The sequence below is a fragment of the Arthrobacter zhaoguopingii genome, assembly GCF_009828605.1.
GTDB lineage: Bacteria > Actinomycetota > Actinomycetes > Actinomycetales > Micrococcaceae > Arthrobacter_D > Arthrobacter_D zhaoguopingii.
This window is the reverse complement of sequence record NZ_WIAE01000005.1, coordinates 349,077-370,728: the sequence shown is the minus strand read 5'-3', so window position 1 is coordinate 370,728 and position 21,652 is coordinate 349,077. Positions and strand designations below refer to the sequence as shown.

Genomic DNA, 21,652 nt, shown 5'->3' with positions numbered 1-21,652 from the left:
CATGCGCCGTTCGTCTCCGATCCGGCCTCTCAGGAGTCAATCCTTCCAGACTTTCCGCATTTGATGGATACGAAATGCATCCTGAAGCGATACTAAGGTGACACAGCATCCAATACTGCCTTCTGCGATCCGCGGGCGGCGCCGACGCTGTCGAGGACACGGCCAACGGAGGCGGACATGACGATTCCAACGAACAGCGACTCCACCCGAACGGAGGGCGGGGCCGACACGCAGCTGCTGCCCTCGCCGGTTCCGGTGCAGCTGATCGACCACCACGGGGAGGCCCGCTCCGACGCCCGCTACGCGCTTCCGGACCCCCGGGCCCTCCTGGCGGGATACGCGCGGCTGATCTCGGGCCGGCGTATCAACGACCAGGCCAACGCCCTGGTACGCCAGGGGCGCCTTGCCGTCTACCCCTCCTCCCACGGGCAGGAGGCCTGCCAGGTGTCCGCGGCCCTCGTCCTGCAGTCCCAGGACTGGCTGTTCCCCACCTACCGCGACACCGTCGCCGTCATCACCCGGGGCGTGGATCCGCTGGAGGTCTTCACCCTCCTGCGCGGCGACTGGCACTCGGGCTACGACCCCTACGAACTGCACGTCGCCCCGCAGGCCACCCCGCTGGCCACGCAGCTGCTCCACGCCGTCGGCGTCGCCCACGCCGCCAAGCTGCGCGGCGAGGACACCGTGGTCCTTGCCCTGTGCGGCGACGGGGCAACCAGCGAGGGCGACTTCCACGAGGCGCTGAACTTCGCCGCCGTGTTCCACGTTCCGGTGGTGTTCTTCGTGCAGAACAACGAATACGCCATCTCGGTGCCGCTGAAGAGCCAGTCCGTGGCGCCGTCCCTGGCCCACAAGGCAATCGGCTACGGCATGCCGGGGGAGCGGGTGGACGGCAACGACCTCGCCGCGCTCCTGTCGGTGCTCGGTGCGGCCGTCGACTCCGCCCGCAGCGGCGGCGGGCCGGCCCTGATCGAGGCCCACACGTACCGCATGCAGGCCCACACCAACGCCGACGACGCCACGCGGTACCGGTCCGCCGAGGACGTCGACAAGTGGATCCCGAAGGACCCGATCAGCAGGCTGCGCACCTACCTGCGCGGGATGTCCCTGCTCGACGACGCCGTGGAGGAGCGGTTCGCCGCCGACGCCGAAGCCCTCGCGGCCTCGATCCGCGCCGGGCTCAACGCCGACGTCGAGGTCGACCCGCAGGAGTTGTTCGCCCACGTCTACACCCAGAAAACAGCGCAGCTCCGGGAGCAGGCCGACCTGCTGCGCGACGAGCTCTCACGTGAGGCAGTCCAGCCATGACCCAGATCTCTGAACGCGCGGCGGCCCCGGTGAAGGCGCCCGACCGGCCCGCCGACCCGTCGGCGGCCCAGTCCGAGGCCACAGTCCCGTCCGCGGCGACGGCCGTGACCTTCGCCAAGGCCCTCAACACCGCCCTTGCCGACGCCATGGAGGCGGACGGTTCGGTGCTGATGTTCGGCGAGGACGTCGGGCCCCTCGGCGGAGTCTTCCGGATCACCGACGGGCTGACCGCCCGCTTCGGCCCCGGGCGCTGCTTCGACACCCCGCTGGCCGAGGCCGGGATCATGGGCATGGCCGTCGGGATGGCGATGAACGGCATGCGCCCGGTCGTGGAGATGCAGTTCGACGCCTTCGCCTACCCGGCCTTCGAGCAGGTGGTCAGCCACGTCGCCAAACTGCCCAACCGCACCAAGGGCCGGGTGCTGCTGCCCATGGTCATCCGCATTCCCTACGCCGGCGGCATCGGCGGGGTGGAACACCACTGCGATTCCTCTGAGTCCTACTACGCGCACACCCCCGGCCTCACGGTCCTCGCCCCGGCCACGGTCCGCGACGCCTACCTCATGCTGCGCGAGGCGATCGCCCTGCCGGATCCCGTCGTCTTCCTCGAACCGAAGAAGCTGTACTGGTCCAAGGAGGTCGTCGACCTCGGGGAGCTGCGCCGCACCTTCGAGGACGGCTCCGCGCCGCGGACCATCGGCAGCGCCGTCGTCGCCCGTTCCGGCACCGACGCGACCCTGATCGCCTACGGCCCCTCTGTGCCCACCGCCATGGCCGCCGCGGCGGCCGCCGCCGAGGAGGGCCGGTCGCTTGAGGTCATCGACGTCCGCTCTCTCGTACCCTTCGACGACGAGACGGTGTGCGCGAGCGTGCGCCGCACCGGGCGGGCCGTGGTGATCGCCGAAACTCCGGGATTCGCCTCGGTCGCCGCGGAGATCGTCGCCCGGGTCCAGGAGCGGTGCTTCCACTCCCTGGCCGCGCCGGTCCGGCGCGTCACCGGATTCGATATCCCCTATCCGGCACCCAAGCTGGAGCATCACTTCCTGCCCAGCGTCGACCGGATCCTCGACACCGTTGACGAGCTGCAGTGGGAGGACGGGCAATGAGCACCGAAGCGCTGCCGGCGTCCCTGCAGGTGTTCCGTTTGCCCGATCTCGGTGAGGGCCTGACCGAGGCCGAACTGGTCAACTGGCTGGTCAAGGAGGGCGATGAGGTCCGCGTCGACCAGCCGGTCGCCGAGGTCGAGACGGCCAAGGCCGTCGTCGAGGTGCCCTGCCCCTACGCCGGCACCATCGCGGTGCTGCACGGGGCGGCAGGGGAGACCCTCGAGGTCGGCGCCCCCCTGATCTCCGTCCGGGCCGCCGGCGCACCGGCGGCAGAAGAGCCCGCCGTCCAGCCGCCAGCCGCCGGTGCCGCCCCGCGCGTTGACCCCGTCGCCGGAACCAGCGCCGGGCCGGAGGCCGAAACCTACCGGAACGAGGAGCGGGCCGGCATCTCGACCGCCGCCGCGGCCGCCGCAGCACCGGAGCCGGAGCAGGGTTCAGGGAACGTCCTGATCGGCTACGGCACCCCCGGCGGCAGCACGGGGAAGCGGACCCGTGCGCGCCGGACCGCCGGTGCATCGCCGCGCCCGGCCACCCAGGCCACCCCGGGGCCCGCGGCCCCGGCGCCGACCAGCGGGCGGAGCGCCGTGCAGGCCGTGCGCTGCATCTCGCCCCTGGTCCGCCGGATGGCGCTCGAGGGCGGGCTGGTGCTGCGGGAGCTCACCGGAAGCGGCCCCGACGGGCTGATCCTGCGCCGGGATGTCGAGGCGGCGCTCGCCGGCCGCGGAACCGGCAACCTCGCCGCCCTGGACAGAGAACGGCCGGCGATGGAACGGCCGGCGGTGGAGGCGCCCACGGCGGAGCAGCCGGCGTCCGGCACCGACCAGCGGTCCGGACTTGCCGTCCTCGAGCGCATCCCCCTGCGCGGGATGCGCAGGACGATCGCCGACACCCTCTCGCGCAGCCGCCGGGAGATCCCGGAGGCGACGGTGTGGGTCGACGTGGACGCCACCGCCCTGCTGGACCTGCGGGCCTCGCTGAAGTCCGAGGGCGGCGCCCCTGGCCTGCTGGCATTCATCGCGCGGTTCGTCGTAGCCGGGCTGGCGAAATATCCCGAACTCAATACCCGCGTCCTCACCGGTGAGGACGGCTCCCAGGAGCTGCTGACCGTCGAGGGCATCAACCTCGGGGTTGCCGCCCAGACCGACCGCGGCCTCGTGGTGCCCAGCATCCGGAGGGCCGACCTGCTCAACGCCCGGGCCCTGGATGCCGAGATCCGCCGTCTGACCGAAGCCGCCCGCGCCGGGAAGGCCACTCCGGCGGAGCTGACCTCCGGGACCTTCACGCTGAACAACTACGGCGTCTTCGGGGTGGACGGCAGCGCCGCGATCATCAACCACCCGGAGTCGGCGATCCTCGGCGTCGGACGGATCATCGACCGGCCCTGGGTTGTCGACGGGGCGCTGGCGGTGCGGAAGGTGACCGAGCTGACCCTGACCTTCGACCACCGGGTCTGCGACGGCGGGACCGCCGGCGGGTTCCTGCGGTTCGTGGCCGACGCGATGGAGAACCCCGCCCGGCTGCTGGCCGACCTGTAGCGGAGCGTTCCCGGCGGCGGCGACCGGCCTCGCGGAGTCCGTGGAGCCGGCCCCGCGGGAGCTCAGGCGGGAACCATCTCCGGGACGGGCTTCGGCTCGACGTGGCGGATCATGCGCAGGCCGCAGTTTTCCTCGACCAGGGCCCCAAGGCTCCGGTACTGGAAGCTCTTGCTCGTGGTTCCTGGCCACCGCTTGCGCAGGAGCATGCCCAGGCGGGCCCCATTGACCCGGCCGTCGATGAGCAGTTCGGGATCCGCACCGACCAGCGAGAGGATGGCCTCCCGGTATTCGGCCAGGGTCGGCGGTGGCGCGGGCTGTGCGGCAGCCGCCGGCGCCGGTGCAGGCGGCTCAGGAACCGCGACGACGTGGAACTGGTCCGCGGCCGACCGGAGCATGCTGCTGACGGCCCCGACGTCGGGACCGGAGGTCGTCACCACGATCACATACTTGCCCAGCGCATGCAGCCGCCGCACCAGCGGGACATACCCGCCGTCTCCGCTGACGATCACGAAAACCTCGATCCACGGCGCCTCGGCAGCGACCCGGAGCGCGTCGACCACGAGCTCGATATCGGCTGCGTTCTTGATGTCCTGGTTGAAGGAGAAGATCTGAACCGGCTCGACGCCATGCCCGAGCAGCTGGCGGCGGTAGGTGCCCATCTCCGCCCGCCCCCAGTTCGCGTAGGCGCGGGCCACCGCAGTCAGCGCTCCAACTCCGCTGTCGCGGACGAGCCGGCCAATGTCCTTGATGATCGAGCCCACGGGAACGGAGGTTGGGTGCCCGGAAACCCCGCCGTACAGATTCTCCATGTCCAGGAAAACCGCAACGTTCCGCCGGGGTGGTGTTCCGCCGGGTTCCATAGTCACCTGTCCTGGTTGGAGCGGAAGGAATTACCTCATATGGCGTATTCAGGTATTTGAAGAAAGTAGCCCACATGTTTCAGGTGTGACTAGAGCTAATTGGATATGAGATTCATTTTCCGGTGCCGGAACCATGCCGTTCGGCGACGGTACGCCGCTGGTAGTCTCTGCCCATGGATGAATCAATGGGGAAATTTTTGTCCGACTTCGCTGCCCTGGTGGAGCTGGCGCAGGCGCAGGGACCGCGCGGTCCCCAGGGTGAACAGCTTGTCCCGCTCCTGAGCGAACACCTTGGGCGGCCGGCACCCGAGGTTCCGGTGGTCCTCGAACAGGTTCCCTCCCACCGCTTCGTGGACCTCGACATCGTCCTGGCCGGAGAGGCCGGAAAGGACCCGGCCGCCCGGCTTGTCGGCATCGGCGGGGGAGACCAGCGCCACCATTTATCCCTGAGCGACATGCTCCAGCAGCAGCAGTTCTTCCCGCGGCTTCCGCTCTCCCAGCCCGACTACACGAACGTGGCCGTGGGGCCCGACGCTCAGCGGCAGGCGGTGGCGCTGGGCGTCTGGCTGTTCACCCGGGACGGGGTCCCGCTGGTCGTGCTCCAGCGCAGCGCGAGCCCCCAGTACGGCCGGATGACCGCATCGCTCGAGGTCCTCTCGCCCGACCCCGGCGCAACGGACTCGTTCCTCGCCGAGCTGCGCCGGCAGCTGCAGAGCGACAGCGTGCTCAAGGGCCAGGTGATCTCCCTGACGATGGACGACTACGGGCAGGGCAGCGCCGGCGTCACCTTCCACCACCGCCCGGCCCTCGGGGAGGCGGACGTCATCCTGCCCGAAGGCCTTCTGCAGAAGATCTCCGACCATGCGGTGGGCGTCGCCGCGCACCGTGCGGCACTCAAGGCCCTGGACCAGCACCTCAAGCGCGGAATCCTGCTGTACGGGCCGCCGGGAACGGGAAAGACCCACACCGTGCGCTACCTGCTCGGAAGGACCGGGGGGACGACGGCGATCCTGCTCTCCGGCGGCACCCTTGCCTTCGTGAGCGAAGCCGCCCGGATGGCCCGCGCCCTTCAGCCCTCGGTGGTGGTCCTTGAGGACTGCGATCTGATCGCCGAGGACCGCAGCTACGGCCACGGCCCGCAGCCCCTGCTGTTCGAGGTGCTCGACGCCATGGACGGACTGGACGATGACGCCGACGTCACTTTCGTCCTGACGACGAACCGGGTGGACATGCTCGAACGGGCGCTGGCCGAGCGTCCGGGCCGGGTCGATCTCGCGGTGAACATCCCGCTGCCCTCCGAGCGCGAGCGCATCGAGCTGCTCCGCCTTTACTCACGCAGGATCCGCTTCAGCGAGGAGGCGCTGGCCGCGGCCGCCGCGCGCATCGAAGGAACCACCGCCTCCTTCGTCCGGGAGCTTGTGCGCCGGGCGGTTCTCGGGGCCCAGCTCGCCGGCGCCGACGTCTCCGACGTCCATCTCGAGGCCGCGGTGGAGGAGCTGATGGCCGACGGCGCCACCCTGACCCGCAGCCTGCTCGGGAGCCAGCACCGCCCGAACTCCCCGGCCGGGCAGGGCTATCCTCCGGGTCCCGGCACCGCGCCGGGCCCGGGGTTCTTTCCGGGGCAGGAGTTCCCGCCGGGGGACTGGGCCCACCACGGCCCCGTGGGATGAGTCCCGTCGGAGCCCGGGGCTCCTAGACTGGAAGTCCATCGCCTATGGAGAGGGATCTTCGTGTCCGCTATACCCGATGCCCCGGGGCAGGAATCGTCGTGGCAGGAACCGGCGCCCGGCATCCGCGTTCTTTCACTGCCCGGATTCGCCGCGAACGTCGGCTTCGTCCTCGGTTCCGAGCGCGGGCTGATCATCGACACCGGGGCCGGGCCCCGGCAGGCGGAGCAGATTCTGCGCAGGGTCCGGGAGGTGACGGACCTGCCGCTGGCCGCCGTCATCACCCACGCCCACGGCGACCACTACTTCGGCAACAGCTACCTTGCCGCGCACGGCGTCGAGCAGATCTGGGCCACCTCGCGCTGCAGCGAGGCAATGCTCGAGGGCGGCGAGCAGCAGCGTGCCCTCGTCGCCGGCGTCGAACCCGAGATGGCCGCCGGAGAAGGCCTGCACACCGACCTCGCGGCGGCGACCCGCCTGGTCGAGGGCAAGCCGGTGGACCTCGACCTGGGCGGCATCCAGGTCACCCTGTTCCATCTCGGCCGCGGCCACACCGACCACGACCTCCTAGTGGGCGCCGGCAACGTGCTCTTCACCGGTGACCTCGTCGAAGAGGGCGCCGACCCGGCCTTCGAGGACTCGTTTCCCAGCGACTGGATCCGGACGCTCGGAAAGATCACGGCGCTCGAGGACCTCTACGACGTCTTCGTTCCCGGGCATGGGGCGCCGGTGGACGTGCGGTTCGTCGGCACGCAGATGGAAAAGATGCGTGCGGCGATCCGGGTCACCAAGATCGCCATGGACGAGGCCTCGATCGATATGACCAAGGCGGTCCCGCTCCTGCCCTACGGTCCGGAGCGGTCACGGGTGCTGCTGGACAGGCTCCGGACCCTCGCCCATTGGAAGTGGCTCTCCCGTCAGCCCTGAGCGCCGGGCCGCGCGGCGGCTTTGTGGGGGTGCGGGCGGTCCCCGGTGATCCGGGCCTGAGAGGTGAAGAGCCAGCCGGCGGCTCCGGCCAGGGTGAAGCCGGTGCCCACGATCGAGGCAAGGCCGGCCCAGAAGAACAAGGGCACGCGCGCCGTCCCGGGGATAGGTGCCGGACCGATCTGCTGCACCATGACATAGAGCAGCGCGGACAGCACCAGGCCCGCCAGGCCGGCCACCCAGCAGAGCGCGAGCCACCAGCGCGACGACGCCCAGTGACGGCCGAAGCCGGGCCAGACGTTCCACTCGTTGCCGGTGCGCATCACCAGCAGGCCGCCCAGGAGCGTCCACGCCCCCACGACGAGGAGGGCGGCGATCACGTCGGCCGGGCGGTGCCACAGGTTGACGAAGGTCGCGGCGCCGGCCAGCACCGAATAGATCCCGCCGCCGGCCGCAATGAGCGGGCGCCAGCGCGGCGAGGACACGAGGAAGACCGCAGCCACCGCGGACGCCGCCAGCGTCGTATGCCCCGAGGGTAATGAATTGAAATCGAGGGTGGGCACGCCGCGGTCGGGGCGGTCGAGCACCATGTTCTTGAGGATCTGGGTGGTGAGGTTGGCGCCGGCCATGGCGCCGAGGGCTAGAAGCGCCGCGGCCCAGCGCCGCCGCACCAGCGTGACGAACAGGAGGGTGGCCGCGGCGATGACCACGGAGATCAGCGGCAGGTTGTCGAGGAAGCGGAGAAACGGCAGGGCGCCGTCCGGGGCGGCGGTGTCGGCCTCCGCCCATGCCGATTCATCGGCGAACTGTCCGGTGGTGGTCCGAACGAACAACCAGTAGGTCCAGCCGAGGGCCGTGAAGCACGCCGCTGCTCCCAGAACGAACAGCTGGGGGCTGCGTGCCGCCCTGGCCCGCCGACGGGTCCACCGAAGAGGTCCTCGTTGCAAGGTCATCCACCAACTGTTCCATATCCGGCTGAAAGTTCCTGAATTGCCCCGCCATCCCGTCGAGTCCGCAGTTCACCACGTTCTGCGGGGATGAAAGCGTGGTGAGCTGCTGTTTCGGCGGCAGCGACAGCGCGTCGGGCACTCCAGCGCCACGTAGCCTAGACGCGTGAGCACACCCGACCCCCACGCCCCCTTCCTCCCCCCGCTGGCAGAGCTTCGGGAGCGTGCGCGCGTCGTCGCCGTGCCCATGCGGGTCCGGTTCCGGGGCGTGCTGGTCCGGGAAGCGCTTCTGATCGAGGGGCCCGTCGGCTGGGGCGAGTTTTCGCCGTTCCCCGAATACGGAGACCGTGAAGCGGCGAGCTGGCTGCGCTCGGCGCTTGAGGCGGGGTGGCATGGATTCCCGGAGCCGGTGCGGCAGCAGGTGCCCGTGAACGCCACGGTCCCGGCAGTGCCCGCGGTCCGTGTCGAGGAGATCCTGGCCCGGTTCGACGGCGTCGGCGCGGTGAAGGTCAAGGTCGCCGAACGGGGCCAGGACCTTGCCCAGGACCTTGCCCGGGTGGCCGAGGTGCGCCGGCTGCTGCCCTCCGCGGCTCTCCGTGTCGACGCGAACGGTGGCTGGACCGAAAGCGAGGCGCTGACTGCGCTGACCGAGCTCGCCCAACACCGGCTCGAATACGCCGAACAGCCCGTGGCCGACATCCCGGGGCTGCGCGCGGTGCGCAATGAGCTGCGCCGGCGGGAGGTGCCAGTGCTCATCGCCGCTGACGAGAGCGTGCGGCGCGAGGAGGACCCGCTGCGGGTCGCCCGGGAGGACGCCGCCGACCTCCTCGTGATCAAGGCCGCCCCCCTCGGGGGAGTGCGCAGGGCGCTGGACCTCGTGGCCCGGGCGGGGCTGCCCGCCGTCGTCAGTTCCGCGCTCGACACCTCCGTGGGCATCCGTGCCGGGGTGGCCCTCGCCGCGGCGCTGCCGGAGCTTCCCTACGCCTGCGGACTCGCCACGGTCTCCCTCATGGAGGGCGACGTCACCGATGAACCGCTGGTGCCCGACGGCGGGTTCCTCCCGGTCCGTCGGGTCACCGCGTCCCCGGCTCTGCTGGAGGCCTTCGCCGCGCCGGCGGACCGGCGGCAGTGGTGGCTTGACCGGCTTGAGCGGGTCCACCGGGTGCTCGCCGCGGCCGGGGGCTGAGGCGACCCGGAATCACCCGGCGAGGGCCGCCGTCACGGCCGCCTCCGCGTGAAGGCGGGTGGTGGCGAACACCGGCAGCTCCGAATCGCCCTGCCCGATCAGCAGTTCGATCTCCGTGCAGCCCAGGATGATGCCCCCGGCACCCCGTCCGGCCAGGTCCTTCATCACCGCCTGGTACCTGCGCCTCGATTCGTCCCGGATGTCACCGAGCACCAGTTCGTCGTAGATGATGGCGTTCACCACCGCCTGGTCTTCGGGGCCGGGAAGCAGCACCTCGAGTCCGTGGGCGGCGAGGCGGTCCACGTAAAAGGCCTGCTCCATGGTGAATCTCGTTCCGAGCAGTCCCACCGTCCGGAGTCCTGCATCAAGGACCGCGCGGGCCGTGACGTCGCCCAGGTGGAGAAACGGGATGGACACTGCGTCTTCGATGGCTGCCGCGACCTTGTGCATGGTGTTGGTGCAGAGCACCAGCAGGTCGGCGCCCGCTTGCTCGATCCGCCGCGCCTCCCCGGCGAGGATCTCGCCCGCCCGCTGCCACTCACCCTGGGCCTGGAGGCGTTCGATCTGCGCGAAGTCCACGGAGATCAGGACGCAGGAGGCGGAGTGCAGGCCGCCGAGCCGGTCGCGGACTCCCTCATTGATGAGCGAGTAGTAGAGCGCCGAGCTTTCCCAGCTCATCCCGCCGAGCAGGCCGATGCGTTTCATGCGCCCACCGTAGCGGACCGGGTGCGGGCCGGTCCTTCGCTTACGCGGGGGTGTTCCATATGAGACCGGTGGGTCAAGTGTTTCGTCAGGGTTTCCTGCCCGTTCACCGGCGGGAACGGAGGAGGTCGGTTTCCACCGCCAAGGTCGGACGAGAGTCCAACGCCAGTTCGTCCCCTTGGAAGGCACACCCCATGAGTGAAACCACCCGCCGGATGCTCCCCATGCTCGGACACACCAAAGGCAAGCGAAGCGCCGTCACCTGTGCCCTGAAGTGCGACAACGCCTGCGCGTCTGCGGTCTGCAACACCTCGGAGAACAACTACTTCCGCGACGTCGTCTCGGCCGAGTTTTCCCGGCGCAACCTGCTGGGCGCCGGCGCCGCGGGGGCCCTGACCCTGCTGGTGGGCTCGGCCGCCGGGCCCGGGACGGGGCTTCCACAGGCGGTCGCCCTGGGCGGGCCGCGCAGCAAGCTCACCTTCACGCCCATCGCGCCCGTGGACGCCCTGATCGATGACATGACGGTTCCTGCCGGCTTCACCTGGAAGCCGGTCATCCGCTGGGGCGATCCGCTGTTCTCCAACTCACCCGCCTTCGACGCCGGAAACCAGAGCGCGGCCGCTCAGGCCCTCCAGTTCGGCTACAACTGCGACTACACCGACATCCTCACCCTGCCCGGCAGCAAGGGACGCCGTGCGGTCCTGTTCGCCAACCATGAGTACACCAACGAGGCCATCATGGTGCCGCCGAGCCTTCCCCCCGCCGAGGTGCGCGGGATCGGCAAGGCTGCCCATGGGCTGTCCGTCGTCGAGCTTGAACGCAAGAACACGACGAAGCCGTGGAGCTACGTTCAGGGCGCACCCCGAAACCGGCGCTTCCTCACCACGACCCCCTACGAACTCACCGGTCCTGCCGCGGGATCCGATCTGGTGAAAACCATCGACGACCCGGCCGGCCGCACGGTGCTGGGCACGCTGGGGAACTGTGCGGGCGGCACCACCCCGTGGGGCACGATCCTCTCCGGCGAGGAGAACTTCAACGGGTACTTCGTCAGCGCCGGAACCAGCGCCGGGGACCGCCGGTACGGTCTCGGCTCCAAGCCCACCGTCCGCGGCTGGGAACTCGATGAGGCCCGCTTCGATACGCGGATACCGGGCTACGAAAACGAGAAGCACCGCTTCGGCTACATCGTGGAGGTCGACCCGTTCGATCCCACCTCCACCCCCCGCAAGCATTCGGCGCTGGGGCGCTTCAAGCACGAGGGCGCGAACGTGACCGTCGCTCCCGACGGCCGGGTGGTTGCCTACTCCGGGGACGACGAGCGGTTCGATTACCTCTACAAGTTCGTCTCCACGAATCCGGTCCAGCCCGGGAACACCCCCGAGGCCCGGCGCGCGAACATGTCACTGCTCTCCCAGGGCTCGCTGTACGTCGCGCGGTTCCAGGGCAACTCCGTGCCCGAGATCAACGGCACCGGGGCGCTGCCGGCCGACGGCGCGTTCGACGGCGTCGGGGAGTGGCTGCCGCTGCTGCTGGACAACGAATCGGCGGTGCCGGGGATGAGCGCGGCCGAGGTGGCGGTCTTCACACGCCTGGCCGCCGACAAGGTGGGCCCCACCAAGATGGACCGGTGCGAGGACGTCGAACCGAACCCGGCGACCGGCAGGGTGTACGTGGCCTGCACCAACAACACCAACCGGGGAACCGGCACCAACGCGGCGGCGGACGAGGCGAACCCGCGGACCGCCAACCGCGACGGCCACGTGGTGGAGCTGACGGAGGCCGGCGGGGACGCCACGGCCACGCGCTTCACCTGGAACCTGCTGCTGGTGTGCGGCGACCCGGCGAAGAATTCCACGGCGTACTTCAGCGGATATCCCGCAGACAAGGTCTCCCCGATCAGCTGCCCCGACAACCTCGCCTTCGATTCGGTGGGCAACCTGTGGATCTCCACGGACGGTCAGCCGGGCACCATCGGCTACTGCGACGGCCTGTTCAAGGTGGGCCTCGAGGGCGCCGAGCGGGGGCGGGTCGAGCAGTTCCTTGCCGTGCCGCGCGACGCCGAGACCTGCGGGCCCATCATCCACGACGACGAACGCTCGGTCTTCGTTGCGGTCCAGCACCCGGGGGAGGACGGCACCTGGGCGGCCCAGGTGTCCCGGTTCCCGGATTACGTGCCCGCCGGCGTTCTGCCGGCCCCCGGCCAGGGTGCGCTTCCCCGGCCCTCGGTGGTGCAGGTTTACCGGGGCTGAGCCCGCCGGGCGCTACCCGGCCGGGTAGGGGTGGTCGCGGAGCAGGCGGGCTAGGTGGGCGGCGTTGCGGGCGACACCGGCCGTGGTGGCCGCCACCTTCTCCGGTACGGCGTCGAGGTCCTGGTAATCGACAGTCTGCATCGCCTCGCCGACCCAGTAGGTGCCACCCTGGGCCGGGATGCTGAAGCCGACGTCGTTCAGGGCCTGCAGCATGTCGGCGATGGTCTTGTGCGCGCCGTCCTCGTTGCCCACGACGGCGACCACACCCACCTTCTGGTACATGGTCGGACGGCCTGCGTCGTCGGTTTCGGAAAGCTCGGCGTCGAGGCGCTCCACCACCCGCTGGGCGATGCTGCACGGGTGGCCCATCCAGATGGGGGTGGAGAGGACCAGGATGTCGGCGGCGAGGATCCGGGCCCGGATGGCGGGCCAGTCGTCGCCGGCGCCCATATCCGTCCGCACCCCGGGCAGTACGTTGTAATCCACGACGCGCACGGTGGATCCCGTGACGCCATGGAGGGCCAGCTGATCAAGGACGTGGTGGGCCATCCGATCGCTGCTTGAGGGTGCAGGGGAAGGCGAGAGGGAACAGATCAGTGCGACGGCGGAGAGTTCGGTCATGGCGGTCCTTTCCGGGGAGCGGCGGCGGGGATTATCGGGTTAAACGGTCCGGCCACCGCAGCGGGGGAACACTGCGGTGGCCGGTGTCGACGCTCAGTCAGAGGTAAGCGTCAATCGTGCGGTGTTGCTTAGGCCTGATCGGCGCTGCGGCGGCGGACCATGTAGGTTCCGCCTGCTGCTGCGGCCAGGACGAGGCCACCGCCGAGGGCGAGGGCGCCGACGTTGGATCCGGTCTCCTGGGTGGCTCCCGTGTCAGCGCCACCGTTGGGCATCGCGCCCATCTGCGAGGCGACAAGGGTTCCACACAGTGCCGGTGAGGTTGCTGCCAGCGGAAGGTCCGGGGTCAGGTCGCTCTTGGCTTCCTGGGCTTCGGGGCTCAGCGTTGCGGGGTCAAGGCCGTGGACGACGACGACGGCGGTGCCGGCTTCGAGGGAGGCCTTGGTCTCGGCGTTGAGGTCGATCTCACGCTGGATGGTGTAGCTGCCGCCCTGGCCGCCGAGCTTGACGTTCAGGCCCTCTTCGGGGCTGGTGGCGCCGGAGGTGGTCAGCGTGGTGAGGATGCCGCCGTAGGAGGGTGCGCCTTCAGTGGTGCTGATGACACCGTCGCCGTTTTCATCGGCTGCGGGGGTCGGGCAGACACCCTCGGCGCCGCCGTGGATGTGCTGGACGTGGGGGTAGGGCCCGTCCATGAAGGTCTCGGCCAGGCCGGAGACCTGCAGGTTGACCATTGCCTTGTCGCCGGTGACATCCACGGTGATGGTGCCTGCGCCGGTGCTGCCGTTGAGCTGGCCGAGGGTGGAGGAGTAGGAGCCGTCCGCCGCCAGGGCGGGGGCGGCGGAGAGCGCCAGCATGCCGAGGGCGAGGGAGGGTACTGCGAGGAGCCGCATGTTCTTGTTCATGGAGATCAATTTCCTTCACTGTGCGGTGAGCGCACATCTTGGGATGTGCTTATAGGGTGTTCGGCGGGCCCTGCAAAGTGGATTGGTTGTTTCGGGAAATAACCAAAAAATATTCAGCAGCCTTACCTTGTTCTGCATGTTACGGCTGTTTTCCGGCAAAAAACTTTTCCCTGTTACAGGTGATTCGGTTGTTGCGGATGGTGCCGGGGTGCAGGACCATATCCCTATGGAATCGCTGAGCGCCGACGTCATCGACCTGCAGGAGGCCGCGGAAGGCCGGGAGCAGGGCCGGGCGGGTGATCTCGAAGAACTGGAGACGCTGCGGCTGCGGCGGGTACAGATCCTCCTCGATGCGCGCCTTGCCTGTGAGAAGGCGGAGGCGAGCGGGAAGGACGCCGGTCCGGGCACGGCCCAGAGCCGGTTATGCGAGGCCGTTAGGGCACTGGAGGAGGTTGACGACCTGCTGTTCAGTGCCAGGCTCCGCCGGGCGGCTCCACTCGCCGGATAGCCCGCCGGCCCACGACGCCGCTGCCGGGGACGCACCCGACCGTGCTTCCCGGCAGCGGCCCTCCCGGCGGCGCAGCCGGGCCCCGCGCCCTGAAGCGCCCTCCGCCGCTAGGAGACAGGGACCCGCGGCGCGAACATGATGATGGCCACGCCGGCAAGGCACACGCCGGCCCCGAGGATGTCCCACCGGTCCGGCCGGAAGCCGTCGAGCGCGACGCCCCAGGCGAGCGAGCCCGCCACGAACACCCCGCCGTAGGCGGCCAGGATCCTCCCGAAGTGGGGATCGGGCTGGAGGGTCGCTAGGAAGCCGTACACGCCCAGCGCGATCAGGCCGATGCCCGCCCACCACCAGGGGCGGCCTTCACGCACCGCCTGCCACACCATCCAGGCCCCGCCGATCTCAGCGACCGCGGCCAGGGCGAAGAGCACCACCACTTTCAGGATCATCCCCTTAGTGTCGCCCATTCCGCGGAACTGGGGATGGGGGAGGAACCGAAGCCAACGCCGGCCGGTCCCAGATGGCGGCCGGGTACCTTGAATTGCCATCTCTCAGGCCGTCCCTCAGCTCATGACCACCGAGCAGGTCCAGGCCTCCGATGTCGTGATCACCATAGGTGGCGGGGATGTGTGCCCGGACTTTCCCGGCAAGCGCTACGAGGACTGGGAGTTGGCCGATCCCCGGGGCCGGCCCCTCGAGGAGGTCCGCGCCATCCGTGATGACGTCCGGGCCCGGGTCGAAAATCTCCTGGCCGGGCTGTTCCCGGCCGGCGCCCAGAGGGCCGACGCGCGTCCACGCCTGTCCCGGACATCCCAGCACGGGTCCGAAGGAAGGACCGAACCGCCAACAGTACGGTCAGTGGATGAGCTTGAGCCCAATGATGCCGCCGATGATCATCGTCAGGAAGACGATCTTCAGCAGCGACGCCGGCTCGGTTCCGGTGGCCATGGCGTAAATGATCGTCAGCGACGCGCCGATCCCGACCCACACGGCGTAGGACGTGCCTACGGGCAGCGTGCGCATGGCATAGGCCAGGCCGGCCATGCTGGCAAGGATGGAGACGACGAAGACGATGGTCGGCCCCATCCGGCTCAGGCCGTCCGACTTGCCCAGCGCCGTCGCCCAGACCGCCTCCAGGACACCGGAAATCACGAGCACGATCCACGCCATCACAGACTCCTCCGGGCCGTCTTGTCGCACACCGGGTACGGCACCCATCGTCCGGGAGCGCCCTGCTGGGCCGCTCCCTCCCATTTAGTCACGCCCGGGGCGAAACCTCCAAGGTGCCGCGCCGCCCGGGCACAGCGCAGGCCTGGGGCGCGGCCGGCGCCTCCTGCAAGTATGTGGGCGGATCCCGTCTGGGTTCTTTCGTCCTACTTCGTGAGGTCCACGTGGGCGGCGATCTCCACCAGCTGGTCGGGAAGCGCCAGATCGGTCACGCCCCAGGCATTGCTGGCGGGCCGGTAGTCGCCGAAATACTCCTTGTGGAGCGCTCCAAAGGTGGCGAAGTTCTCGCGGAAGTCCCGCAGGAAGACGTTCGTTTCAACGATCTGGTCGCGCCTGGCATGAAAGTGCGCCAGGACATGGTCGATGTTTTCGAACGTCACCCGGACCTGCGCGCCGAAGTCTCCGACGTGAAGGAAGTTGCCCTCCAGATCGTGGGACAGCTGCCCGGATATCCTCAAGTTAGTCCCGACCCGCAACCCCTGGCAGTAACCGAACGCGTCTTCCCAGGGGAGGCCAAAGCTGAAGACCGAATCCGTATTTTCCATCTCGTGTCCCATCTGATCGTGAAGGTCAATGGGCGCGCCGATGGGTTGCCTCCGTCAGCACCCCATCCGGTCTCGGACGTGGGTTCAGTTCCAGTCCGATAACTTCACCATAGGTACGGCATCCGGCCCGGAGAAGGGATGGAGCTTCGTTGGTGGAATGTGACGGGCCCCGGGCGTCAGTGCCCCCGGTCGATCCACTCCTGCAGGTGCGGGGCCTCCGCCCCGATGGTCGTGGAGTCGCCGTGGCCGGTCAGCACCTCGGTGGCCGCCGGGAGGGTGAGCAGCCGGGTCCGGATCGACTCGATGATGGTGCCGAAGTCGCTGTAGGACCGCCCGGTGGCGCCGGGCCCGCCCGAGAAGAGGGTGTCACCGGAGAAGAGCACCCCGTCGGGTCCCAGGCCGGGAGCCCGGAAGCAGACCGACCCAGGGGAGTGGCCGGGGGTATGCAGGGCGGTGAGTTCCACCCCGCCCACGGAAAACACGTCGCCGTCGGTAATCTCAGCGTCGGCGGCGGTGTCCGGATGCACCTGCTCCCACAGCATGGTGTCGGCCGGGTGCAGGTGGACCGGCGCGCCCAGCCTCGCCGCGACGTCCCGGACGGCTCGGATGTGGTCGTCGTGGCCGTGGGTGAGCAGGACCGCCTTGACGGTGCGTCCGTTGACGGCGTCCACGACGGCCTGAGGGTCGTGGGCGGGGTCGATCACCACGCATTCCTGATCATCACCGACGATCCACACGTTGTTGTCCACCTCCCACGTGCCGCCGTCGAGGGAGAACGTTCCGGAGGTCACCAGGTGCTCGACGCGGACCCGGCCCGTGGCGTCGGTGCGCGGGGATGCCGGACCGGCGCTCACCGTGCGGCCTCCGTCTGGGCTGCGGCAGCGGAGGCCGATCGGCTGCGGGTGATTTCCACGACGGAGCGCAGCACCTTGCCGGCCTTCATCTTCTCGAAGGCGGGCTCCACGTCGCCGAGTCCGATCCGCTCCGAGACGAAGCCGTCGAGGTCCAGCCGGCCCAGCCGGTACTGATCCACCAGCATGGGCAGGTCCCGGGAGGGCAGGGTGTCCCCGTACCAGGCCGACTTGATCGATCCGCCGCGGCCGAAGACCTGGTCGAGCGGAATCTCCCAGGTGGTGCCGGGGTCAGGGACGCCGACGAGGACCAACCGCCCGGCGAGATCGCGCGCCTCGAAGGCCTGCCGAAAGGTGGCGGCGATCCCGACGGCGTCGATGACGACGTCGGCGCCGAAGCCGCCGGTGAGTTCCCGGATCGCCTCGACGGGGTCCTGTTCCCTGGAGTTCACGGTGTGCGTCGCGCCGAAGGAGCGGGCGGTGGCGAGCTTGTCGTCGTCGAGGTCCACGGCGATGATCGTCGTGGCGCCGGCCAGCTGAGCCCCGGCGACCGCGGCCGTACCGACACCGCCGCAGCCGATGACGGCCACGGACTCGCCGCGCTGCACGGCACCGGTGTTGAGCACCGCGCCGATGCCGGCCATCACGCCGCAGCCGAGCAGGCCCACGGCCGCGTACTGATGCTCCGCAAGGTCGCCTTCGATCTTCGTGCACTGTCCCGCGGCGACGAGGGTCTTCTCGGCGAAGGCGCCGATGCCCAGTGCCGGGGACAGCTCGGTGCCGTCGAGCAGGGTCATCTTCTGCGTGGCGTTATGGGTGTTGAAGCAGTACCAGGGCTGGCCCTTGCGGCAGGCCCGGCACTGCCCGCACACGGCACGCCAGTTCAGGATCACCCGATCCCCGGGGGCCACCTCCGTGACGCCCTCGCCGACCGCGGAGACGACGCCGGTCGCCTCGTGCCCAAGCAGGTAGGGGAAATCGTCGCCCACCGCACCGACCTTGTAGTGATGGTCCGTCTGGCAGACCCCGCAGGTGAGCACGTCGACCAGCGCCTCACCGGGCCCCGGATCGGGAACCAGGATGGTCTCAACGGCGGCGGGCCCGTTCTTGGCCCGTACGACGACGGCTTGAACCTCATGCATGGAAATCCCTTTCGGCTGGAGGAGAGCCCACCGGGCCCGCAGTGCCGTTCCCTGTGGAGAAACTCGTCTTCCCCACACTACTGAAGACCAGCGGACGCACGCATGATGCCACCTTCACGAGACGAGGAGCCTTGACGTCGCGCCCCTATTGACGCCCTCGGAATGCGGTTCGACGATTGAAGCTCCACAGCGCGGCGTCGGAAAGATCATGGAGCACGATTTCGGGACCAGCCAGGGAAGGGAACGCCCGCACGATGACGGCCGCGTGGCTTACCGGTTGCTCGGACCGCTGGCGGTGACCGTTCGGGGGCGGCTGCTCCCCCTCGGGGGCCTCCGCCGCCGGGCCGTCCTGGCACTCCTGCTCGTCGCCCGGGGGGCATCCGTGGGCGAGGACGCAATCATCGATGCCGTCTGGGGGGATAATCCGCCGAGGGATGCACGCAACGGTCTCCAAAGCCATATCTCGAGACTGCGTGCATCGTGGGTACAGGCGGCCCCTGACCTGGAATGCCCGGTGCTGCGCACCCCTGGCGGTTACCGTCTGGCGATGACAGGCAGCGACGTCGATGTGGACGAGGTGACCTCCTCCGTGGCTGCCGCAGCACAATCGCTGGATTCCCGTCCGGCCTCCGCTGTCTCGTTGCTCCTCCGCGCACTGGCTTGTTGGCGGGGCCGGCCGCTGCAGGAGTTCGCCGGTCTGCCCGGCTGGCCGGATTCCGCGCTGGCCGCAGAGCAGCTCCATCTTGATGCACTGCACCGGAGGATCACCGAGGAGCTGGTCGAAGCCCGCCTCGCGGCAGGGCTGTACGACGAGGCGCTGCCGGACCTGCGCCGGATGACGGCGCAGGATGTTCTGAGCGAGAGGCCGCACCGCCTGCTGGCCCTGGGGTTGTACCGCGGCGGGAAACCCACCGAGGCGTTGGATACGCTCCGCGGATACCGGGCGCGCCTGGCCGAAGAGGCCGGATTGGATCCTTCGGCGGAGCTCGGCGCACTGGAAGCCAACATCCTGGCGCAGCACCCCGCTCTGGAACCGCAGCGCGGTAGGTCTACCACTAATGCCCCGCGGCCTCCGCGGGCCTGGCTGAGCCCTCCGGCCCCGCTGCTCGGCCGGGATGCCGATCTGCGGCGGGTGCGGGACGCCATGGCCGTGTCACCGCTGGTGACGGTGACCGGCACGGGAGGGGTGGGGAAGACGCGGTTGGCCATGGAAGTTGTCTCCGCCATGGCACGGGACCCCGATGCGTTCCCCGTGGTGGTGCTGGAGCTTTCGTCCCTGCGCCGTGGTGACAGCATTGACCCGGTTCTTGCCGGCATGCTCGGCGTTCGTCCGGGCCCGGAGGAACCGCTCGGGAAAATCCTCGTGGACTACCTGAGGACCCGGCGGCTGGTCCTGGTGCTCGACAACTGTGAGCACCTGCTCGGCGAGGTCGCGGACCTCCTCGAGCGGGTGCTCAGTGATGGCCCTGCCCTGACGGTCCTGGCCACCAGCCGGGAGCGGCTTGGGCTCCGGTCCGAGCAGGTGGTTCCGCTGGGACCGCTCTCCACCCACAACGAAGCACAGGATTCCACGGAGGCGCCGGCCCAGGGGCATCGATCGGTGGCAGCGCGGCTCTTCGAACAACGCGCGCGGCGGGTCCAGGACGACTTCACGCTTGACGAGCGAACCCTTCCCGCCGTCGACGAGTTGTGCCGCCGCCTCGACGGCCTTCCCCTGGCGATCGAACTCGCCGCCGGTCAGGTGCGGACCCTTGGTGTGATGGGCCTGCGGGACCGGCTCGACGACCGGCTGGATCTGCTGTCCCTGCCGCGGCAGTCATCGCTGCGGACAGTCATCGACAGGTCCTACGCGCTGCTCACGGCTCCGGAAAGAGCGATGTTCGCCGGGCTGTCGGTATTCGACGGTGGGTTCACCCTCGAGGCCGCCGAGCGGGTCGCCGGCGGGACCCTTGCCGGGTGCTCGACGGTCAAGGCCCTCACCCGTCTGGTCGACGCGTCCATGGTCTCGGTCCGCCAGGACAGGAGTGGACGCCTCCGCTACTCGTTGCTCGAGACCCTCCGCGCCTACGCCGCCGAACGGCTCGCGGCGGATACGGCGGCCGGCGGTGCGGAGCTTTCGCACACCGCGTGGGTCGTGGAACTCGTGGAGGAAGCCGAGGGTGCTCTCGAGGGACCCGATGAGGCGCAGTGGGTCGGAATCCTGGAAGCCGAACTGCCCAATATCCGCACGGCGTGGCAGGGATGTATCAGCCGGTCCGACCTCACGGCGGCCGCAAGGATCACAGTCGCCCTGGCGAACTACGCGCAGATCCACGAACAGTCCGAACTGTGGCCCTGGGCCCGGGCCCTGGCGGTCCATCCCGACCTGGCAGGACATCCCCTTTCCGTGGCCGTCCAGAGCGCGGCTGCGCAGGCCGCCTGCCTGCAGGGTGATCTCGATGAAGCGGAGCGGCTCCTGGTTGCAGCGCGGCAGACCCTCAAGGCCCACCCGCAGGTCTCACAACGGGCATGGCTGTGCCCGGCGTCGGCGAACATCGTGGCGATCTTCAGGGGCTCCTACCTCGAGGCGGAAAGACTTGCCCGTGAAGCCTTCGATGCCCCGTCCGTCTCGCCGCTGTGGAGGGTCATCCTGCTGGCGGACATCGCCCTGGCCCGGCTGTACCGCGGCGATGTCGAGGGCGCGCGCGACGCCGTGACCCCCTGTGGCCGGCTCGCGGCCGCCGTTGGCTGCCCCGCCGGACGCTCGTTCGCTTACTTCGTCGACGGGGAGGTGGCGCTGGTCGACGACCCTGACAGGGCTGCCACCGCTCTGGAGGAGGCGGTGGCAGCCGCCCGGACCGTGAAGGCGGGCTACGTAGAAGGCGTTGCGATGGTCTCCCTTCTCTCCGGCGCCATGCGGGGGCGGGACTACGGCCGTGCGGCCGCGGCGTTCCCTGCCGTCATCGAGCACTGGCAGCGCTCGGGCATGTGGGTCCAGCAGTGGACCACGCTGCGCCTGCTGGCCGAACTGCTCACCGACCTCGATCGGCCCCGGCCCGCCGTCGTCCTGCTGTCCGCGGCCGAGTGCGCACCCGAAGCGTCGGTTGTCGGAGGCCCAGAGGCAGACCGCGCCGCGGAGCGGTGGGTGCATCTGGCCCGCTGCCTCGGTCCGTCGGACACCACGCGTTGCGTGGCCATTGGCTCGGCGCTGACCCGGTCCGAGGCAATTGCCTACGCGCTCGGCACCGCCGTTCCCCAGGCGCGCGAGGCGGCCGGAAGCCGAGGCGCCACCCGGCAGTGAGGTGACCGTCGGGGTGGCATGCCGGTTTGTCAGCCGATGGTGCGTGACCTGCAAGGGTCTCCTGCGACCGTGGTTCCACCACCTCAACAAAGGAG

At 69.7% G+C, this 21,652-nt stretch carries 19 protein-coding genes and 1 riboswitch; of the genes, 9 read left to right on the top strand and 10 right to left on the bottom strand.

Going from position 1 to position 21,652, the window contains the following annotated elements; translation table 11 throughout:
* The first annotated feature begins 177 nt into the window (after positions 1 to 177).
* The 3 genes from pdhA to GVV77_RS09250 are packed head-to-tail and all read left to right on the top strand — an operon-like array spanning position 178 to position 3,949.
* Positions 178 to 1,308, top strand: coding sequence for a pyruvate dehydrogenase (acetyl-transferring) E1 component subunit alpha (gene pdhA / locus GVV77_RS09260; RefSeq protein ID WP_159617811.1), 1,131 nt, complete (start codon positions 178 to 180; stop codon positions 1,306 to 1,308).
* Positions 1,305 to 2,414 (top strand): alpha-ketoacid dehydrogenase subunit beta, encoded by a 1,110-nt coding sequence (locus GVV77_RS09255; RefSeq protein ID WP_159617810.1) that lies wholly within the window; start codon positions 1,305 to 1,307, stop codon positions 2,412 to 2,414. The genes pdhA and GVV77_RS09255 overlap by 4 nt, the downstream gene beginning before the upstream one ends.
* Positions 2,411 to 3,949, top strand: coding sequence for a dihydrolipoamide acetyltransferase family protein (locus GVV77_RS09250; RefSeq protein WP_159617809.1), 1,539 nt, complete (start codon positions 2,411 to 2,413; stop codon positions 3,947 to 3,949). The genes GVV77_RS09255 and GVV77_RS09250 overlap by 4 nt, the downstream gene beginning before the upstream one ends.
* 62 nt (positions 3,950 to 4,011) lie before the next feature.
* On the opposite strand, the gene GVV77_RS09245 is transcribed toward GVV77_RS09250, so the two are convergent.
* A complete protein-coding gene (locus GVV77_RS09245; protein WP_246199736.1) occupies positions 4,012 to 4,809 on the bottom strand; it encodes an NYN domain-containing protein in 798 nt (265 codons plus the stop codon).
* Positions 4,810 to 4,982: 173 nt separating this feature from the next.
* Here GVV77_RS09245 and GVV77_RS09240 point away from each other — a divergent pair, with 173 nt between their 5' ends.
* Positions 4,983 to 6,479 carry an ATP-binding protein gene (locus GVV77_RS09240; RefSeq protein WP_159617807.1) on the top strand — a complete coding sequence of 499 codons (1,497 nt, stop codon included), beginning with the start codon at positions 4,983 to 4,985 and terminating at the stop codon, positions 6,477 to 6,479.
* 60 nt (positions 6,480 to 6,539) lie between these two features.
* Positions 6,540 to 7,403, top strand: coding sequence for an MBL fold metallo-hydrolase (locus tag GVV77_RS09235; RefSeq protein WP_246199720.1), 864 nt, complete (start codon positions 6,540 to 6,542; stop codon positions 7,401 to 7,403).
* On the opposite strand, the gene GVV77_RS09230 is transcribed toward GVV77_RS09235, so the two are convergent.
* On the bottom strand, positions 7,394 to 8,353 hold the full coding sequence (locus GVV77_RS09230; protein ID WP_159617806.1) for a phosphatase PAP2 family protein: 960 nt from the start codon (positions 8,351 to 8,353) through the stop codon (positions 7,394 to 7,396). The two genes, GVV77_RS09235 and GVV77_RS09230, sit on opposite strands and share 10 nt — an antisense overlap.
* 160 nt (positions 8,354 to 8,513) lie before the next feature.
* Here GVV77_RS09230 and GVV77_RS09225 point away from each other — a divergent pair, with 160 nt between their 5' ends.
* Complete coding sequence (locus GVV77_RS09225) at positions 8,514 to 9,533, top strand: o-succinylbenzoate synthase (RefSeq protein ID WP_159617805.1); 1,020 nt, start codon at positions 8,514 to 8,516, stop codon at positions 9,531 to 9,533.
* Positions 9,534 to 9,545: 12 nt separating this feature from the next.
* On the opposite strand, the gene GVV77_RS09220 is transcribed toward GVV77_RS09225, so the two are convergent.
* The gene (locus tag GVV77_RS09220; protein ID WP_159617804.1) at positions 9,546 to 10,238 is read right to left on the bottom strand and encodes an aspartate/glutamate racemase family protein; all 693 of its coding nucleotides are present in this window, start codon (positions 10,236 to 10,238) and stop codon (positions 9,546 to 9,548) included.
* Between the two features lie 191 nt (positions 10,239 to 10,429).
* On the opposite strand from GVV77_RS09220, the gene GVV77_RS09215 reads away from it, so the two are divergent.
* Positions 10,430 to 12,487, top strand: a complete 2,058-nt coding sequence (locus GVV77_RS09215; protein WP_159617803.1) for a PhoX family protein — start codon at positions 10,430 to 10,432, stop codon at positions 12,485 to 12,487.
* A gap of 12 nt (positions 12,488 to 12,499) precedes the next feature.
* On the opposite strand, the gene GVV77_RS09210 is transcribed toward GVV77_RS09215, so the two are convergent.
* Together GVV77_RS09210 and GVV77_RS09205 are read right to left on the bottom strand one after the other, a co-directional pair.
* Positions 12,500 to 13,108 carry a flavodoxin family protein gene (locus GVV77_RS09210; RefSeq protein ID WP_159617802.1) on the bottom strand — a complete coding sequence of 203 codons (609 nt, stop codon included), beginning with the start codon at positions 13,106 to 13,108 and terminating at the stop codon, positions 12,500 to 12,502.
* Positions 13,109 to 13,236: 128 nt separating this feature from the next.
* Complete coding sequence (locus tag GVV77_RS09205; protein ID WP_159617801.1) at positions 13,237 to 14,007, bottom strand: CHRD domain-containing protein; 771 nt, start codon at positions 14,005 to 14,007, stop codon at positions 13,237 to 13,239.
* A 226-nt stretch (positions 14,008 to 14,233) separates the two neighbouring features.
* Here GVV77_RS09205 and GVV77_RS09200 point away from each other — a divergent pair, with 226 nt between their 5' ends.
* Complete coding sequence (locus tag GVV77_RS09200; RefSeq protein WP_159617800.1) at positions 14,234 to 14,515, top strand: hypothetical protein; 282 nt, start codon at positions 14,234 to 14,236, stop codon at positions 14,513 to 14,515.
* A 107-nt stretch (positions 14,516 to 14,622) separates the two neighbouring features.
* Here GVV77_RS09200 and GVV77_RS09195 read toward each other — a convergent pair whose 3' ends face one another.
* From GVV77_RS09195 to GVV77_RS09175, 5 genes are all read right to left on the bottom strand, one after another.
* On the bottom strand, positions 14,623 to 14,961 hold the full coding sequence (locus GVV77_RS09195; protein ID WP_159617799.1) for a YnfA family protein: 339 nt from the start codon (positions 14,959 to 14,961) through the stop codon (positions 14,623 to 14,625).
* 406 nt (positions 14,962 to 15,367) lie between these two features.
* Complete coding sequence (locus GVV77_RS09190) at positions 15,368 to 15,682, bottom strand: DMT family transporter (protein ID WP_159617798.1); 315 nt, start codon at positions 15,680 to 15,682, stop codon at positions 15,368 to 15,370.
* A gap of 10 nt (positions 15,683 to 15,692) precedes the next feature.
* Positions 15,693 to 15,761, bottom strand: a riboswitch (guanidine-III (ykkC-III) riboswitch).
* Positions 15,762 to 15,885: 124 nt separating this feature from the next.
* Positions 15,886 to 16,284 (bottom strand): RidA family protein, encoded by a 399-nt coding sequence (locus tag GVV77_RS09185; protein ID WP_201291314.1) that lies wholly within the window; start codon positions 16,282 to 16,284, stop codon positions 15,886 to 15,888.
* 176 nt (positions 16,285 to 16,460) lie between these two features.
* The gene (locus GVV77_RS09180; protein ID WP_159617796.1) at positions 16,461 to 17,138 is read right to left on the bottom strand and encodes an MBL fold metallo-hydrolase; all 678 of its coding nucleotides are present in this window, start codon (positions 17,136 to 17,138) and stop codon (positions 16,461 to 16,463) included.
* Positions 17,135 to 18,277 carry an S-(hydroxymethyl)mycothiol dehydrogenase gene (locus tag GVV77_RS09175; protein ID WP_159617795.1) on the bottom strand — a complete coding sequence of 381 codons (1,143 nt, stop codon included), beginning with the start codon at positions 18,275 to 18,277 and terminating at the stop codon, positions 17,135 to 17,137. Before GVV77_RS09175 ends, GVV77_RS09180 begins: the two co-directional genes overlap by 4 nt.
* Positions 18,278 to 18,485: 208 nt before the next feature.
* Between GVV77_RS09175 and GVV77_RS09170 the strand changes: the two genes are divergently transcribed.
* Positions 18,486 to 21,557, top strand: a complete 3,072-nt coding sequence (locus tag GVV77_RS09170; RefSeq protein WP_159617794.1) for an AfsR/SARP family transcriptional regulator — start codon at positions 18,486 to 18,488, stop codon at positions 21,555 to 21,557.
* The last annotated feature ends 95 nt before the right edge of the window (positions 21,558 to 21,652 follow it).